General features: G+C 73.0%; 13 protein-coding genes. 6 read left to right on the top strand and 7 right to left on the bottom strand.

The window, feature by feature from the left end; all coding sequences use genetic code 11:
* Nucleotides 1-189: 189 nt before the first annotated feature.
* Nucleotides 190-690, top strand: coding sequence for a thiol peroxidase (gene tpx / locus ACFVXH_RS06220; protein WP_049659074.1), 501 nt, complete (start codon nt 190-192; stop codon nt 688-690).
* Between the two features lie 210 nt (nt 691-900).
* On the opposite strand, the gene ACFVXH_RS06215 is transcribed toward tpx, so the two are convergent.
* Nucleotides 901-1,953 (bottom strand): alpha/beta hydrolase, encoded by a 1,053-nt coding sequence (locus tag ACFVXH_RS06215; protein WP_387820642.1) that lies wholly within the window; start codon nt 1,951-1,953, stop codon nt 901-903.
* 122 nt (nt 1,954-2,075) lie between these two features.
* Here ACFVXH_RS06215 and ACFVXH_RS06210 point away from each other — a divergent pair, with 122 nt between their 5' ends.
* Nucleotides 2,076-2,732 (top strand): TetR/AcrR family transcriptional regulator, encoded by a 657-nt coding sequence (locus ACFVXH_RS06210; protein WP_387820638.1) that lies wholly within the window; start codon nt 2,076-2,078, stop codon nt 2,730-2,732.
* Nucleotides 2,733-3,376: 644 nt separating this feature from the next.
* Here ACFVXH_RS06210 and ACFVXH_RS06205 read toward each other — a convergent pair.
* The 3 genes from ACFVXH_RS06205 to ACFVXH_RS06195 all read right to left on the bottom strand — a co-directional run bounded on the left by ACFVXH_RS06205 (nt 3,377) and on the right by ACFVXH_RS06195 (nt 6,606).
* Nucleotides 3,377-3,922: an SMI1/KNR4 family protein gene (locus ACFVXH_RS06205; RefSeq protein ID WP_380779802.1), complete on the bottom strand. Its 546-nt coding sequence runs from the start codon at nt 3,920-3,922 to the stop codon at nt 3,377-3,379.
* A gap of 316 nt (nt 3,923-4,238) precedes the next feature.
* The gene (locus tag ACFVXH_RS06200) at nt 4,239-4,676 is read right to left on the bottom strand and encodes a VOC family protein (RefSeq protein ID WP_387820634.1); all 438 of its coding nucleotides are present in this window, start codon (nt 4,674-4,676) and stop codon (nt 4,239-4,241) included.
* 247 nt (nt 4,677-4,923) lie between these two features.
* Nucleotides 4,924-6,606: an alpha/beta fold hydrolase gene (locus ACFVXH_RS06195; protein WP_387820631.1), complete on the bottom strand. Its 1,683-nt coding sequence runs from the start codon at nt 6,604-6,606 to the stop codon at nt 4,924-4,926.
* A gap of 209 nt (nt 6,607-6,815) precedes the next feature.
* Here ACFVXH_RS06195 and ACFVXH_RS06190 point away from each other — a divergent pair, with 209 nt between their 5' ends.
* Nucleotides 6,816-7,217, top strand: coding sequence for an Imm7 family immunity protein (locus ACFVXH_RS06190; RefSeq protein ID WP_387820629.1), 402 nt, complete (start codon nt 6,816-6,818; stop codon nt 7,215-7,217).
* Between the two features lie 390 nt (nt 7,218-7,607).
* Here the strand turns inward: ACFVXH_RS06190 and ACFVXH_RS06185 are convergent, their stop codons facing one another.
* From ACFVXH_RS06185 to ACFVXH_RS06175, 3 genes are read right to left on the bottom strand one after another with little or no spacing between them, the layout of a single operon-like run.
* A complete protein-coding gene (locus ACFVXH_RS06185; RefSeq protein WP_049656301.1) occupies nt 7,608-8,363 on the bottom strand; it encodes an SDR family NAD(P)-dependent oxidoreductase in 756 nt (251 codons plus the stop codon).
* Nucleotides 8,360-9,346: a 3-oxoacyl-ACP synthase III family protein gene (locus tag ACFVXH_RS06180; RefSeq protein WP_049656304.1), complete on the bottom strand. Its 987-nt coding sequence runs from the start codon at nt 9,344-9,346 to the stop codon at nt 8,360-8,362. The genes ACFVXH_RS06185 and ACFVXH_RS06180 overlap by 4 nt, the downstream gene beginning before the upstream one ends.
* Before the next feature lie 41 nt (nt 9,347-9,387).
* Nucleotides 9,388-9,648 (bottom strand): hypothetical protein, encoded by a 261-nt coding sequence (locus ACFVXH_RS06175; protein ID WP_049656300.1) that lies wholly within the window; start codon nt 9,646-9,648, stop codon nt 9,388-9,390.
* Between the two features lie 1,253 nt (nt 9,649-10,901).
* On the opposite strand from ACFVXH_RS06175, the gene ACFVXH_RS06170 reads away from it, so the two are divergent.
* The 3 genes from ACFVXH_RS06170 to ACFVXH_RS06160 all read left to right on the top strand — a co-directional run bounded on the left by ACFVXH_RS06170 (nt 10,902) and on the right by ACFVXH_RS06160 (nt 17,131).
* Entirely contained in the window at nt 10,902-11,795 is an 894-nt protein-coding gene (locus ACFVXH_RS06170; RefSeq protein WP_074006253.1) for a class I SAM-dependent methyltransferase, read from the top strand.
* Nucleotides 11,796-11,839: 44 nt separating this feature from the next.
* Nucleotides 11,840-13,789 (top strand): flavin-containing monooxygenase, encoded by a 1,950-nt coding sequence (locus tag ACFVXH_RS06165; RefSeq protein WP_387820622.1) that lies wholly within the window; start codon nt 11,840-11,842, stop codon nt 13,787-13,789.
* A gap of 1,866 nt (nt 13,790-15,655) precedes the next feature.
* The gene (locus tag ACFVXH_RS06160) at nt 15,656-17,131 is read left to right on the top strand and encodes an FAD-binding protein (protein WP_117485437.1); all 1,476 of its coding nucleotides are present in this window, start codon (nt 15,656-15,658) and stop codon (nt 17,129-17,131) included.
* Nucleotides 17,132-17,144: the final 13 nt, after the last annotated feature.

Genomic DNA, 17,144 nt, shown 5'->3' with positions numbered 1-17,144 from the left:
GCGGGGTGGGCCCCGTGCGGTCCGGTTCACCGCTTCCCTGTCCGGGTCCCTGATCCCGCTTCCCGCTGCCGTTTCCTGTTCCGGCCGGTCGGGGTGTCCGGTATTGGCGGTCGCCCCGGGCGGGGGTGGGGGCGGGCAGTAGGATCGGCGGCGTTGCATCCCGTACACACTGCTGGTAGGAGGCTTTTCATGGCTCAGGTCACGCTGAAGGGGAACCCGGTGCAGGTCGGTGGCGCGCTGCCGGCCGCCGGCAGCCAGGCGCCGTCGTTCACGCTGGTCGGCGAGGGGCTCGCGGACGTGTCGCTGAAGGACTTCGCGGGTCGGCGCAAGGTCCTGAACATCTTCCCCAGCATCGACACCCCGACCTGCGCGACCTCGGTGCGCACGTTCAACGCCAAGGCGGGTTCGCTGGAGAACACCGTGGTGCTGTGCGTGTCGGCGGACCTGCCGTTCGCGCAGGCCCGGTTCTGCGGCGCGGAGGGCCTGGAGAACGTCAAGACGCTGTCCACCCTGCGCGGGCGGGACTTCCACGACGTCTACGGTGTGGCGATCGCCGACGGTCCGCTGGCCGGGCTGACGGCGCGCGCGGTCGTCGTCCTGGACGAGAACGACACCGTCCTGCACACCGAGCTGGTCGCGGAGATCGCCGACGAGCCGAACTACGAGGCCGCGCTCGCCGCCCTCGTCTGACCGGCCGGCACCGCGCCCGCGGTGCCGACCCCTTGTGTGGTGCGGCGGCCCGCCCCCCGTGCCCTGCCCGTCCCCGCTCCGGCGGGACGGGCAGGACGGGGGGCGGGCCGCCGTCGCTCTTGCCCGTCCCGGACGCGCCGGGCGGAGGACGACCGCCGTGGCGGGCGTCCCGCGGCGGGCGTCCCGTGGCGGGGCGCCGGGGCAGCCGGTTCAGGCGGCCAGGGTGTCCTTCAGCCAGGGGGCGATCAGGGCCATCGCCTCGCCGAAGCGGGAGACGGCGCAGTGGCCGGTGTCCGGGATCAGTTCGACGCGGGTGTCGCGGCGGCCCTCGAACACCAGGGTGTCGGCCTGGGGGACGTGGACGTCCTCGGTGCCGTTGACGACCAGCATCGGCCCGTTGGCGTCCCGGTCCAGCAGCGGGCGCAGGTCGAATCCGGCGAAGGCCGCGTCGAGTTCGGCCCTGGTGGGCGCGGTGTCGAAGCCCAGGGCGTTGCCGACGATGCCGTCCATGCCGAAGGCGAAGCCGCGGCCGGGGGCGAAGGCGCGCTCGACCGGGCCGCCGAGCACCACGGAGGCGTCCACCGCCCCGGTCAGTCCGGTGCGGGCGGAGTAGTAGCCGCCCATCGAGATGCCGAAGTGGCCGACCTTCCCGTTGCCAGCCGCGCGGGCGAAGGCGACCAGTGCGGCGACCACCTCGTCCCCGCCGTGCGGGGTCATCGGCAGGTGGGCGCTCTCGCCGGTGCCGGGGAGGTCGAACAGCAGCAGCCGCGCCGGCAGGGCGAACGCGAGCTGCTCCCACATGCCGTGCAGGTCGGTCTTCCAGGAGTCCACGCCGCCGCTGGCCAGGACGAGGGGCGCGTCGGCGGGCAGGCCGGGGGCGGCCATCAGGTGGACCGGCACGGCGGCCTCGCCGCCGCGGTGGGGGACGGTGAGGACGCGGCGCTCGAACTCCACCGGGAAGCCGGGGGCGGCGAGGACGTACTGCTCGACCTGGCGGGCGAGCGCGGTGCGCTTGGGCCCGTCGGCGAGGGAGGGGAACTTGGCCCAGCCGTACGCCTGCGCGGCCTCGCGGTGGCGCCCGGCGGCGGCGTGGCGGGCGGCGAGGGCGGACCACTCGTGCACCCAGCCGCCGGGCCGGTCGGGCCACATCACGGTGACGGCGGCGCGGACCGCGTCCACCTCGCCGGCGGGCAGGCCGAGGGTCATCTGCGGGTAGCGCTCGACGAACAGGTCCCGCGGGTCCAGGGGCCAGGTGAAGGACATGGTGGTGCCTCCTGTCGCACTCAAGCTTCTTAAAGCCGGAACACTTGCGTTAACGACTATGCGCCCGCACCGGCACCTAACGCAAGCGGCCCTGCGTTAGTGTGGTGGCCGAGGTGATCGACATGACCGAACACGAGCCGCACCCGCAGCCGCGGCCGGAGTCGGAGCCGCAGCCGGTGCGCCGCCGCCCGGGCGGGCGCGCCGCGCGCGTGCGCCAGGCCGTCCTGGACGCCGCCGCGCAGGTACTGGCCGAGGAGGGCGTCGACCGGCTCACCGTCGCCGGGGTCGCGGCCCGCGCCGGCGTCAACGAGACCACCGTGTACCGGCGTTGGGGCACCCGGGAGAAACTCGTCCTGGACGCCATGCTCACCGGCAGCAACGAGGGCGTCCCCGTCCCCGACACCGGGGCCGTCCGCACCGACCTGGCCGCCTTCGCCCGCGCCCTGGCCCGCTACCTCGCCACCCCCACCGGCCGCTCCGTCGCCCGGGCCGCCGCCCTCAGCGCCGACGACCCCGACCTCGCCGAGGCCTGGCAGACCTTCTGGCACTCCCGCCTCGACCAGGCCGGCGCCATCATCGCCCGGGCCGTGGACCGCGGGGAACTCCCCCCGGACACCGACACCGCCCTGGCACTGGAACTGCTCTGCGCCCCCCTCCAGACCCGCTGCCTGCTCGGCCACCGCCCCGACGAACCGGACCTGCCCGAACGCCTGACGGACCTGGTCCTCGACGGCCTGACGGGCGGGAACCGGGCCACCGCCCCCCGGCACCGCCCCTGACACCGGCCGCCCCGCGCGCAGCCGGGCGACGGGCCCCGCACCCGCCACGACCAGACGGCCGGTCAAACCGGCACGGCCCCGGCCCGGCCGGCCACGACGGCCGGGCCGCGCCCGAACACCACCGGGCCGACGGGCCGACGCGATGCCACCCGCACCGCCGCCCGCCCCCGCCCGCCCCTCCCCCGGCCCCGGCCCCGGCCCCGGCGAAGGGGGCGCCGTCAGCCCGACGGCATGCCCGCGCACGCCGGGCCGTACGACCACTCCCCCGGAACCGGACGAGCGGCCCCGGAACAAGGCCCTGGCCCACGCTCTGCGACCGGTGACGGTACGCAACGGGTCATGTGTTCCCACCGGGCCCGTAGCGGGTTCCGGGCGGCCAGCAGCCGGCGGCCGCGACGCAACCACGCTCCCTGTTCAGGGAGTTGCCGTTCCCGTCGGCACCGGAGGCGACCGTCGCCGGGGTGGGACCGGACGCCGGGAGGCGGCGGGCGCGGTGAGCGGGATGCGGCGGGCGGCCCCGATCGTGGCCGCCCGCCGCCGAGCGGACCCGGGAAAGCCAACGGGGCCGGGCGAGAGGGCCGTTGACCACCGGCAGCCCCGCTCAGGCCACCGGCACCGGTGGCCGCGTGCGGACGCCGTGCGGGTCACAGCGGCCGGCGCCAGTGGCGGTAGGTGTGCGGGGTCCTGGTGAAGCCGCTGTCGCCGAAGGGGTTCGGCAGCGTGCCGTCGAGGGTTCCGGCCAGGAAGTCGCCGAAGCCCGCCGCGAAGCGGACCCAGGCCGCTTCCCCGTAACGGTGCTGGCGCCTGAAGACGACGACGTCCCAGCCGTCCGGGTCACGGGTGTCGCAGAGCCAGAAGACCACGTCGCCATTGGCGCTGCCCGCGAAGGGCAGGAGCCTGCCCTGCTCCAGGTCCTCCGGGGCGGTGCCGGTGGGGGCGGCCGGCTCCTGCCGGGGGTCGAAGTCCAGTGCGTCGAGGAGGTCGCCGTACGGGGAGCCGTCCACCGGCGGCGTGCTGACGCCGAGGTACTCGTCCAGCTCGCCGCCGCCGTAGAGCGCGACGAAGTCGCGGTAGTCGGCGGGCAGGCGCAGGCCCGTGGTGCGGGCCAGTTCGTCCCAGTCGACGCTGTCGCCCGGGGTTCCCGGCTCCCCGATCAGGGCCGAGAGGCGGGTGACGGCCGGGTGGACCATGGCGGTGTCCCCTTTTCGTGGGTGGCGGGTTCCGGTCGGTCACCGTACTGCCCGGCGTCCCGCCCGGTGAAGGTCGAGCGGGCTGTCGGACCAGCGCCCGTCCCGCCGGGCCCCGACCGCCCAGGGCAGCGGACCGGCGGACTTCCGGGCACCCGCAGAGCGCGCCATACCGCGCGTCGTGAACCGCGAAGACCTGACGGCCGCCCTCGAACGACACGGGACCGACGGCGCCGGCCGGGTGGACCGGATCGGCCGGGACGGCACCCGGGATCCCGGCTTCCGGGGACCGCGGCCGCCGGGAGGGGAATGTCCGTTGTCAGACCACGCAGAACTCGTTGCCCTCCGGATCGGCCATCACCACGTGGTCGGGCCTGCCCCGCAGCTCCTCCTCGCGGACCACCGTCGCCCCCGCGGCGGTCAGCCGCTCCACCGCCTCGACCACGCGCGGCCACCGCACCTCCCACGGCGTCCCACGGCCGCCGCCGGCCTGCACGTCCACGTGCACCCGGTTCTTCACCGCCTTCGGCTCCGGCACCTTCAGGAAGGACAGGGCGGGACCCGTCCCCTCGGGATCGCAGAGGTACGCGCCGTCGTCCCACTCCTCCCGCGGGACCCCGTGATAGGAGAGCCACTCCTCCCAGCTCCCGAACCCCGCCGGCGCGGGCCTGTGCACGTAGCCCAGCGCCAGCGCCCAGAACCCGGCCAGCCTCGCCGGGTGCGCGCAGTCGATCGTCAGGCTCCACCCGGTCGCCATGCGGCCCTCCTCGCTCGGATGCCGCGACCGTACCGCCCACCGCCGACACCACGGCCACCACCGCCGGCGGGCGCCCCGCACGACACGGGCCGCGACCCGCAACGACCCGCCCGGGCCCCGGAACCGACCCGCCCTCGGCAGGGGGCGGGCCCGCGCCGCGCAAAGGAGGGGAACGGGCACCGCCCCGACCGCGACGGCGACGGTGGCGGCTGCACGGGCCGCCGCCACCGCCGCCGTCCCCGGAGCGCTACGCGAACGGCTGGCGGTCCGGCGCGCAGACCGTCCCGGGCGCCGGCAGCCGGCCCTCCACCAGGTAGCGCTCCTGCGCCCCGGCCGCGCAGGCGCTCGGGTTGCCCAGGACGGTGTGCCCGTAGCCGTCGACGGTCAGCAGCCGGGCCCCGGCGAGGGTGTCGGCCATCGCGCGCGAGCCCTCGTAGGGCCAGGCCGGGTCACCGGTGTTCGCGACGACCAGCACGGGCGCGGCGGTGCGGCGGTCCCAGGGACCGTCGTAGCGGTCCCGGGCGGCCTGGGAGGGCCAGGACGCGCAGCGCTGGGTCTGCCACACCCAGTACGGGCCGACGGCGCCGGAGCGCGTCTCGGCGAGGGCGGCCAGGGCCGGGTAGTCGGCGCCGGCGGGCGGGTTGGCGGTGTCCGCGCACAGGGTGCCCAGGGTCTGCGCCTGCCCCGACAGCGCGCCCGGCGCCGCTCCGGCCGGCGCCGGCGCCGGCGCCGGTGCCGGGGCGGGGGTGGGGGCGGGGGCGGGGGCGGGCGGTGCGTCGGGGGCGGTCCACAGCTGCTGCAGCCACGCGCCCAGGGCCGCCCAGCCGCTGTCGGGGACGCCCGGCAGCGGCGCGGCCGTGTACAGCATCGACGCGACGGTGGACACCGCGGAGGCGTAGGTCACCTCCCGCGCCGGCGTGCCGGGCGCGAGCGGCCCGCGGCGCAGCCGCTCCAGGAGGGCGGCGAACCTGGCGCGGGTCGCGTCCGCGTCGCCCGCCGCGAACGCGCACGCCGCGGGGCCGGCGGCGGCGCAGCGTTCGAGGAAGGCGTCCAGGGTGCGGGCGGAGGCGAGGTCGCTGCCGGTGCGCAGGAACGGGGGCAGGGCGCGCTGCTGGGGGGTGCGGCCGGTGGACCAGGCGCGCGGGTCCAGGGCGCTGTCCAGGACCATCGCGCGTACCCGGTCGGGGAAGAGGTTGGCGTAGACGGCGCCGAGCAGGGTCCCGTACGAGGTGCCCCAGTAGGTGAGGCGCCGGTCGCCGACGGCCTGGCGCAGCACGTCGAGGTCGCGGGCGGTGTCGGCGGTGGACAGGTGGGCGAGCAGGCCGGTGGTGTCGTTGTCGGCGCAGTGGCGGGCGAGGCCGGTGTAGGCGCGGGTCCAGGCGCTCTGCTGGTCGGCGGCGGTCGGGAAGCCGGCGGGCAGGCCGTCGAGGAGGGCCTGTTCGGCGGCGGGGTCGGGGAAGCAGTGGAGGGTGGTGGAGGCGCCGGTGCCGCGCGGGTCGAAGCTGACGATGTCGAAGCGCCGGCGGACCTGTTCGGGGAAGAGGCCGTAGACGGCGGGCAGGGCCGCGGTGCCGGGGATGCCCGGGCCGCCGGGGTTGAAGAACAGCGAGCCGATGCGGTGGGCCGGGTCGGTGGCGCGGTGGCGGATCAGGGCCAGGTCCAGGGGTGTTCCCCGCGGGTCGCGGTAGTCCGTCGGCACGGCGGCGGTGGCGCACTCGAAGCCCTGGGCGCAGGGCCCGTCCCAGTGCAGGCGCGGCACGGGCACGGCGGACGCGGCGGGGTTGTCGGCGGTCGCGGCGGTGTCGGCGGTCGCGGTGTGGGCCGGGGCCAGGGCCGCCAGCACGAGCACGGCCGTGGCGGCACGGAACGCGGTACGCGAAGCGGTACGGAAGGCGGTGCGGAAGGCGGTGGCGGGCCGGGGTCGGGGCACGGGCGGCTCCCTCGTCGTCGTGTGTTCCTGATCGGGCGTCACCGAGTCTTGCGTCGACCGCTGTCGGCACACCGGCAGGACGCTGTCCCGCCACCGACACACCACCGTCACCACCGGCACCACCGACAGCCGACAGCGGGCTACGGGCTGCCCCCGGGTGGACGGGAACCGGGTGGGGCGCCGGTCGGCCGCTCGGTAGGCTGCGGCCCATGTTCGAGTACCACGGCTGGATCAAGGTCCTGGAGAGCGCCGGCGCCGACGACGAGGAGTACGACGACGACCGTCTCCACCTGATCGTCGGGGGTATCGAGGAGCGCATCCGGGAGATCGGCAGCCCGTACCTGCTCGATCTGCGGTGGATGAACGGGGAGGTGTTCGTCCACTTCGGCGGCTTCTCGAACCACCGTGACGCGCGGATCCCGGCGTTCTTCCGCGAGGTCGGTGAACGGGCGCCGGGCTCCTACGGCCTGCTGCACGTACGCGACGACGAGGACCCCGGCCGTGAGAACGAGGTCCTCGTCCACAGGATGGCCCGCGGACGGGTGAGCGAGCACACGGATCCGCTGCTGTCACCCTGCGTCCCCGTCCTGGAGGACCCGTTCCAGGGGTAGGACGCGTGGCCGGCCGGACCCGCCGCGAGGGAAACGACGCCGCCGGCCGGCCACAGGCCGGCCAGGCGGGCGGGCGGCTTCCGGAGCGGCCGGCGGGCGGTAGCGGGCGGGGCGGGGCTGCCGCTGCCGCGTGCCCGGCCGGGGCCTGCCGCGACACCCCCGAGCGGGAACGCGGGTGCGCCCCCTCGGCCTCCTGTCCGGCACGGGGCCGGACAGGAGGCCGAGGGGGCGCGGCACGAGGCGACCCGCGGACCGGGAACCGGCCACCGGCCACCGGCCACCGGCCCGGAGCGGACCCGGGCGGACGGACCCGGGTACCCGGACGGACGGGTCCGGCGGCCCGGCCCCGGGCGGACGCACCCGGGGCGGCCGGGTGCCCGGGGCGCCGGGTCAGGTGATGGAGGCCCCCGAGTCGATGCTGATGACCTGGCCGGTCATGCAGTCCTGGTCGAGGAACAGCGTGATCGAGCGGGCGACCTCGCGCGGGGTGACGAACCGGGGCACCGGGACCTTCTCCCGCATGCCCGCCACCACGTGCTCGGGCAGGGTGTCCGTCATGCCGGTGATCATGAAGCCGGGTGACAGGGCGTTGACGGTCACCCCCCGGCGGCCGCACTCCGCCGCGAGCGTGCGGGTCAGCCCGATCAGGCCGGCCTTGGACGCCGAGTAGGCGGTCTGCCCGGCGGTGGCGATCAGCGCCGACGGGGAGACGATGTTCACCACCCGCCCCCAGCGGGCGCGCAGCATCGCCGGCACGCACGCCCTGGCGGTGTGGAAGGAGCCGACGAGGTTCGTGTCGATCACCTGCCGCCACTCGGCGGGGTTCTGCATCGCCATCAGCGCGTCCTTGCGGACCGCCCCGTTGTTGACGAGCACGTCCACCGGCCCCAGCGCGGCCTTGACCTGCTCGTACATCGCGGTGACCGCGTCCCAGTCGGCGACCGAGCCGCTCACCAGCACGTGGTCGTTGACCAGCTGGGCGGCGACCTTCTCCGCCCCGGCCCGGGAGCTGTTGTAGTGCACCGCGACCCGGCAGCCCGCCGCGTCCAGCGCCAGCGCCAGCTCGCTGCCCAGCCCCCCGGAGGCGCCGGTGACCAGCGCCACCGGGGAGTCGGGCCTGGCGCCGAAGGCGTCCTTGCCGCTCACCGCGCCACCCCTCCCCACGTCAGCAGGACCGAACCCCACGTCATGCCCGCGCCGAACCCGGCCAAAAGCACCGTGTCGCCGTCCTTGACCCGACCCGAGTCCAGGGCCTCCGCCAGCGCGATCGGGATCGACGCCGACGCGGTGTTCCCGTAGCGCTCCAGGTTCGTCACCAGCCGGTCCGCGGGGATCCCCGTGTGGGAGAGCACCGAGTTGATGATCCGGATGTTCGCCTGGTGCGGGATGACGTGGTCGACGTCCTGCGGTGTGATCTTCGCCTGCTCCAGCGTCTCGCGGATCGTGCGCACCGTGTAGCGCACGGCGTTCAGGTAGATCTCGTTGCCGTTGATCTGCGCGTAGTGCAGGCCCTCGGCGACGGTCCGCTCGGTGGTGGGCATCCGCGAGCCCCCGGCGAGGACCTTCAGGCTGTTCTTGCACGAGCCGTCCGCGCCCAGGTTCCACGCCCGGATGCGGTCCACCGCGCCCGGCCGCAGGACCACCGCTCCCGCGCCGTCGCCGACCAGGATCGACAGGTCCCGGTCCCGCGGGTTCGCGGTCAGCGTGTGGGTGTCCGAGCCGATCAGCAGGATCGGGCGCGGGTCCATGCGCAGCAGGCCCGCCGCGGTCACCAGCCCGTACACGAAGCCGGCGCACTCGGAGTTCACGTCGTGGGCGCTGCCCGCGATGCCCAGCTCGTCGTGGACGAACGCCGACGTCGCCGGCGAGGGCTGCTCCGGGGTCGCCGTCGCCACGATCAGGTGCGCGATGTCCGCGCCCGTCAGGCCCGCGCGTTCCAGGGCCCGGCGCCCGGCCTCCACGGCCATCGACGCCGTGGTCTGCCCCGGGCCCACCGCCCTGCGCTCACGGATCCCGCACCGCGAGACGATCCAGTGCTCGTCCACGCCGAAACGCTCCGCGAGCTCGGCACTGGTCACCACCCGTTCGGGCACCGACATGCCCCAGCCGGTGACGTCGAAACCGCTCACCACCCGACCCCTCTCCTCGTCCGCCCGCCCGCGCCGGGTTCTCAGTTGGCCTCGGCCGGCACGAGCGCCAGGATCCGCTCGTGGACCACCCGCAGCGTCGTCGTGTCGTCGATGTCCGCGAACAGCGACTCGTCCGCCGGGATGTGCGGGTACTGGTTCTGGAAGCCGTACAGCCACTCCATCAGGTCCAGCGAGTCGACGTCCGCGATGTGCTGCAGCGCGGCGTCCGCGTCGATCTCCTGCGCACCGGAGACCGCCTGGAGCTGCTGGGCCAGGTCCTCGATCGTGGGAATCTGAGACATCAGTGATCGTTCCTCTCCTCGCCCACCCCCGTTTCCCGGGTGATGGGCACGTCAACGCGTCGAATGAACATGCCAGGAACAACCGCCGCCACCCCGCCCCGCACCCCGACCACCCCGCCCACCGGCCGGCCGACGATGCGGACGGGCGGGCGGACTGGCGGACGAACGGACACGAGCGGGCCGGCAGACGGGCAGACGGAACCGGGCGCCTCGGCGACACCCCGCACAGGGCCCGGGCGAACCCGTACAGGGCCCGGGCGAACCCGCACAGGGCTCGGGCGAACCCGTACAGAGCCCGGGCGAACCCGCACCCGCGGACCCGCACCGCACCGCTCCGGAAAACCCTCCCGGCCACCCGCACCACCGCACCACCACCCGCCCCCGCCCCCGGCCGGCCCCCTGACACGCGCCCCCGCACCCCGCCCCCGGAAACACACCACACACGGCACCGAGGGGACGGACGAACGAGCGGACACACGGCCACGACGAACGGACGGACGGACGGACAACAAGCAGGCGGAACGACGAGCGGGACGGGTGGGACAGCCGGCGGGAGAACCCTCCGGAACAACACGGCACGACCCCCGGGAACAGCGGTCGACACCACCCGGGAACCGAAGCACCCCCCGCGACAGGCCGTGGGGGCCGCGTGTCTTGCCGAAACCGCATGAAACCCGCCCCCACGCAACCGGCCCGCAACCCACCCACCCCCGCCCCCTTGCGCACCGCTTGCGAGACACACGCTTACCTGACCCACAACACACCGCACCCGCACGCACACCACCCCGCCGTACCGGCCCGCACGGCGACCACCGCGCACCACCGGCCCGGCACCGCACCAGGCGCCACCGACCACCCGGCCGGACACCGCACCCGCCACCCCGGAGGCCACCAACCCCCCGGGGACACGGCCGAGTTCAGCCAGAACCACCGCCGCATACCGGGCGCCACCCAGCCGCCCGGCACGGCAGACACCGAAGAACCGCGAACGGCCGCACCGCCCGCCCCGGACGGCACCAACCACCCGGGACAGCGGCCGAGTTCAGCAAGACCACCGCCGGACACCGGACGGCACCCAGCCGCCCACCGCCGGCACCAGGACAGCGGCCGGACCTGTCACCCCGGCCCGCACCGGGCCGGCCACCGCGGAAGCGGCCCGACCGGGCCGACCACCCGCCCACCCCACCCCGGCCGACCCACCGCCGTCCGACAACCCCACACACCCACAACCGTCAACCGAGGGGCCCCATCCCATGACCACCGTCGAAGCCCGCACCATCAACCCCGACGTCGAGGCCATCCGCCACCACTACGAGGTCCCCAACGAGCTCTACCGGCTCATCCTCGGCCCCACCATGATGTACTCCGGCGGCTACTGGGAGGACGGCGAGGACCTCGTCGCCGTCCTCGACGAGGCCCAGGAACGCAAACTCGACGCCTTCACCGACCTCGCCCGCGCCGCCCACACCGACACCGTCCTGGACATCGGCTGCGGCTGGGGCACCATGCTCAACCGCCTCACCACCGTCCACGGCGTCAAGAAGGCCGTCGGCGTCACCCTCTCCCGCACCCAGGCCGACTTCGTCGACGCCCTGAACAACCCCGCCATCGAAGCCCGCGTCGAAAGCTGGGAAGACCACCGCCTCGCCGACGGCCAGGCCCCCTACGACGCCGCGTTCTGCATCAACGCCCTCGAACACTTCGTCCTGTCCTCCCTCACCCCCAAAGAGCGCACCCAGCGCTACCGCGTCTTCTTCAAGCAGGTCCACTCCCTCCTCAAGCCCGGCGCCCGCTTCGTCCTGCACACCATGACCGTCGAGAACCCCCCACTGCGCCGCCAGCTCCTCGACGACCTCAAATTCCTCCAGCGCGAGGAGTTCGAAGGCTGCCACATCCCCCGCCTGCCCGAACTCGCCGCCGGCCTCGACGGCCTCTTCGAGGTCACCGAGATCCGCAACGAACCCGAGTCCTTCGCCCGCGCCTGCCGCGCCTGGCTCCAACTCCTCGCCGCCCGCCGCGACGAAGCCGTCACCATGACCGACGAGACCACCGTCGCCCGCTTCGAGCGCTACCTCGACATCTTCGCCTACACCCTCGAAGACCACATCTTCAACAACTTCCGCGTCACCCTCACCCGCCGCGCCTGACCCCCGGGCCCACCCAGGACACCCGAGACAAGGACACCGACGCCATGACCACCACCCCCGCCCCCAACCGCACCACCAACACCACCACCACCGGCACCGGCACACCCACCGACGCCAGCACCGGCACAGCCCCGGCGGCGGGGGTGGCCCCCACCCCCACCACCAACAACACGGGCACCAACACCGCCAGCACCGGCACCGACACCGGCACCGGCACGGCCACCAACACGGGCACCGCCGGCACCGGTACGGGCACGGCCACCGGAAGCGGCAGCAGCACGGCCACCGGTACGGCCACCGGCAGCGGCACGGCCACCGACACGGGAACCAGCACGGGCACGACCGGCGGCACGTCCGCCTCCGGCACGGGCGCCACCACGACCGCCCCCCGCACCCCGCCCCGCACCACCGGCACCGGCACCCGTACGGCCACCGCCGCGGCCATCACCGCCGCCGCCGGCACCACCGCCGGCACCGAGCACGCCACCGCCCCCCACCCCACCGGCGACCTCGCCGTCCGCCACCTCAAAGTCGCCGTCATCGGCGCCGGCATCTCCGGCCTCGGCACCGCCATCGGCCTCCTCAAAGCCGGCATCGACGACTTCCTCGTCTTCGAACGCGCCACCGACCTCGGCGGCACCTGGCGCGACAACACCTACCCCGGCTGCGCCTGCGACGTCCAGGCCCACCTCTACTCCTACTCCTTCGCCCGCAACCCCGACTGGAAGTCCACCTTCGCCACCCAGGCCGAAGTCCACGCCTACCTCAAGGACTGCGCGAAGCGCCACGGCGTCGAGCCCCACCTGCGCTACGACCACGAACTCCTCGACGCCACCTGGAACGACACCCACCACCACTGGGACATCCGCACCAAACACGGCCGCTACACCGCCCAGGCCCTCGTCACCGGCACCGGCTACCTCTCCGACCCCGCCATCCCGAACATCCCCGGCCTCGACACCTTCACCGGAACCGTCTTCCACTCCTCACGCTGGAACCACGACCACGACCTCACCGGCCGCGACGTCGCCGTCATCGGCACCGGCGCCTCCGCCATCCAGTTCGTCCCCGCCATCCAACCCGACGTCAACCGCCTCGACCTCTACCAGCGCACACCCCCCTGGGTCGCCGCCAAACCCGACAAGCCCAACACCCCCCGCCACACCTGGATGCTCCGCCACCTCCCCGGCTACCAGCGCTTCCGCCGCACCTTCAACAAACACGGCCGCGAAATCGTCGCGTTCTTCATGTCCCGCCCCTCCCGCACCACCGGCATGAAGAACATGGCCGCCGGCCACCTCAAGAAATCCGTCACCGACCCCGCCCTGCGCGCACGCCTCACCCCCGACTACACCGTCGGCTGCAAACGCCTCCTCTTCTCCAACACCTGGTACCCCGCCATCCAGCAACCCAACGTCGACATCGTCTCCGACACCATCACCCGCATCGGCCCCACCCACATCACCACCACCGACGGCACCACCCGCCACATCGACACCATCATCCTCGCCACCGGCTTCACCGCCACCGACCGCCCCGTCGCCCACCTCATCCACGGCCGAAACGGCCACACCCTCGCCGACACCTGGAACCGCGACGGCATGACCGCCCACCGCGGCACCACCATCCACGGCTTCCCCAACCTCTTCATGCTCCTCGGCCCCAACACCACCCTCGGCCACTCCTCCCAAACCGTCATGATCGAAGCCCAGATCACCTACATCCTCGCCGCCCTCAAAACCCTCCACACCCACCACCTCACCACCCTCGACGTCCACCCCCACGCCCAGACCACCTACAACAACACCCTCCAAAACCGCCTCAAAAACACCGTCTGGAACACCGGCGGCTGCACCAGCTGGTACACCGACACCAAAGGCAACAACCCCTCCATCTGGCCCACCTACACCTGGCGCTTCCACCACCAAACCCGCACCTTCGACCTCACCAACTACCAAACCACCACCCACACCAACCACACCCCCAACCCCTAACCCACCCACGCGCGCCCGCACGGCACCCACCGCCGCCACGGCCACACCCGCGCCCACGGCCCGCACCCACACGCCGACGCCCACACGCGCCCACGGCCACGGCCACAGCCCGCCCGAACAAGAACGAGGACACACCAACAAGGCCAACAGGCACCAGGACACGGACAAGGCCAACGGACCACGGGGCAAGGACACGCGGACAGGGACAACCGGCACCGGGAACAAGAACAACGGGCAAGGGACAACGAGCAAGGGGACAAGGGGACAACGGACAGGCCGGCCCACACCACGGACCGGCCACCCACCCCACAGCAACAACACACAGCCCACGGCGCGGGCACCGGGCACCGGGCACCGGGCACCAGGCACCAGGCACCAGGCACCAGGCACCAGGCACCAGGCACCAGCAGAAGCCAGCCCGGCCAGGACCGACGAAGCCAACGCGGTGAGACCCGAAGACCGGCAGGAACACCCAACACCGCCGGCACGGCAAGACCGAGAAGGCCGATGCGCTCGGAACGACGGGACCGGCAGGAACCACCGCCGACACCCACAAGACCAGGACACCAGGACCAGCACCGACAACAGGAACAGCCGGCAAAGCCCAGAGCACTGGAAGCGGTCGGCACGGGCCAGCAGGAGAGCCGGTACAACCACTACGGCCGGACCAACAAGACCGGCCGGCGCGACCAGCTGGAGCAGAACAGCAAGAGAACCAGCCCCGCACCCCTCAACCAGCAGGACCGGCAAGCAGGTAGGACCGGCAGGACCGGGCCAGCAGGGCCGACGAGGCGGCCGGCAAGAGCGGAACGGCGGGGCCAGCAGGGCCGGTAGCCCCAGCAGGAACCAGTACGGACGGACGCACTCGCAGCACGGCAAGACCGAGAAGGGCCGGTCCACCTGAACGACGGGACCGGCAGGAACAACCGGCGACACCCGCAAGACCGGGGCACCAGGACCAGTACCCGACAGCAGGAACAGCTCGTAAGGCCAGGGCCATCAGATCAACAGGGAACCGGCCGGCAGAACCGAAAAGACCAGCACAACCGGAACCGATGAAGCCGTGCACTGGCAACGACGGGACCGGTAAAAGCAGTCGGCAGGAGCAACCGGTACAACCACCGCGGTGAGACCGGCAGAAGCGGCCAGTACGACCGGCTGAAGCAGGACAGAAAGAGCGAAACGGCGGAGCCAGCAAGGCCGGTAGCCCCAGCAGAAACCAGTACGGACGGACACCGTCGCAATACAGCAACACCAGAGAAACCGACACGGGGGCAGACAGGACCGGCAGGCAGGCAGGGAAGGCAAGTCCCCGCAGCACCGTCAACAAGCCCGAAGCGAACGGGACTTCACTTCGCCGACCGGCCCGATGGCCCGGTCGGTCACACCTCTCCCGCACCACCCCGGACCAACCAGGACCCCGCGACCCGCCCACCCGAGACCCCCGCACACCCGGACACCACCAGGCCGCCGACAGAACCACCCCGGGCACCACTCCGGACAGCCACAACCAGCCCGCCACGAACGGGACTTCAGGGAACACCCGCCCCGGGACGCCGCCCCCGAAGCCCCGCACCACCGGACAGCACCACCGGACAGCAGCCACCCGGAACCAGCCGCGAACCGAAGACCGGCAACCAGACCGGCCACGGCCAGGACCCCGACAACCACCCGCACCACCGGGCACCGCCGCCCGCCCAGGACGGCACCACCACCAGCTCGGACAGCACCACGAACCACCCCGGAACCAACGGGACTTAACGAAACACCCGCCCCAGGGCACCGGCCCCGACACCACCGCACCAACCAGGCCCGCCCACCACCCCCCACCACCAACCACCCACACCACCAAGGAGACCACCCCGCATGACCCACCCCGACCTCACCCGACGCACCCTCCTCACCGCAGCAGCCGCCACCATCATCGGCTTCAACACCACCACCCGCACCTGGGCCACCACCAACACCCCCACACCCCCCGGACACATCGCCCCCCTACCCCCCCTCCAAGGCACCCTCACCACCAACCCCACCACCACCACCGCCCACGCCCACGACTTCGGCCGCCTCACCACCACCACCCCCTACGCCGTCCTCAACCCCGCCGGCCCCCACGACATCGCCAACATCATCAACTACGCCCGCCACAACGGCCTCAAAGTTGCCATGAACGGCCAAAGCGGCACCGGCAACGACCTCGAATCACACTCCAACTACGGCCAAGCCGGCGCCGCCGGCGGCATCAGCATCAACGCCCGCGCCCTCAACCGCATCCACACCATCACCCCCACCAACGCCACCGTCGACGCCGGCGTCACCTGGGCCCAACTCACCGACGCCGCCCTCGCCCAAAACCTCACACCCCCCTGCCTCACCGACTACCTCCACCTCTCCATCGGCGGCACCATCAGCATCGGCGGCATCGGCTCCACCGTCCACAAACACGGCCTCCAAGCCGACACCGTCGAATCCATCGAAATCGTCACCGGCACCGGCCGCATCCTCACCGCCACCCCCACCCGCAACCCCGACCTCTTCCACACCGCCCTCGCCGGCGCCGGCCAAGTCGGCATCATCACCCGCGCCACCGTCAAACTCATCCCCGCCCCCACACGCGCCCTCGTCCTCACCCTCACCTACAACGACCAACACACCTTCCTCACCGACCAACAAACCATCCTCAACGACGGCCGCTTCCCCTCCCAAGTCGGCGAAATCCTCATCCAACCCAACGGACAACCCCCCCGCTACAAAATCGAAGCCGTCGCCCACTACAACACCACACCCCCCAACCCCCAAACCCTCCTCACCGGACTCAACCCCACCACCACCGAAACCAACGACACCACCTACCGCGACTACACCTACCGCGCCGACACCTTCGCCGACACCATCAAAAACCTCGGCTACTGGAACGCCCCCAAACCCTGGCTCTCCCTCTTCCTCCCCGCCACCACCACCCCCACCTTCCTCAACCAAGCCCTCCCCCACATCACCCCCGACGACATCGGCGCCGGCCTCCTCCTCTGCTACCCCTTCCACACCAACAAACTCACCCACCCCCTCGCCATCACCCCCAACGAACCCACCACCTACCTCTTCGACTTCCTCGCCTTCCCCCACCCCAACACCAACCCCCAACCCGCCCTCACCCGCAACCGCACCCTCTACAACACCGCCACCCAACTCGGCGCCAAACGCTACCTCGTCGGCGCCATCCCCAACATGACCCAAACCGACTGGCAAAACCACTACGGCCCCCACTGGACCACCCTCACCAACGCCAAAAACACCTACGACCCCACCCACACCCTCACCCCCGGCCAAAACATCTTCCCCTAACACACAAAAAACA

It is taken from the genome of Kitasatospora sp. NPDC058184, from assembly GCF_042883725.1.
Lineage (GTDB): Bacteria > Actinomycetota > Actinomycetes > Streptomycetales > Streptomycetaceae > Kitasatospora.
This window is presented reverse-complemented; position numbering and strand designations above follow the sequence as displayed.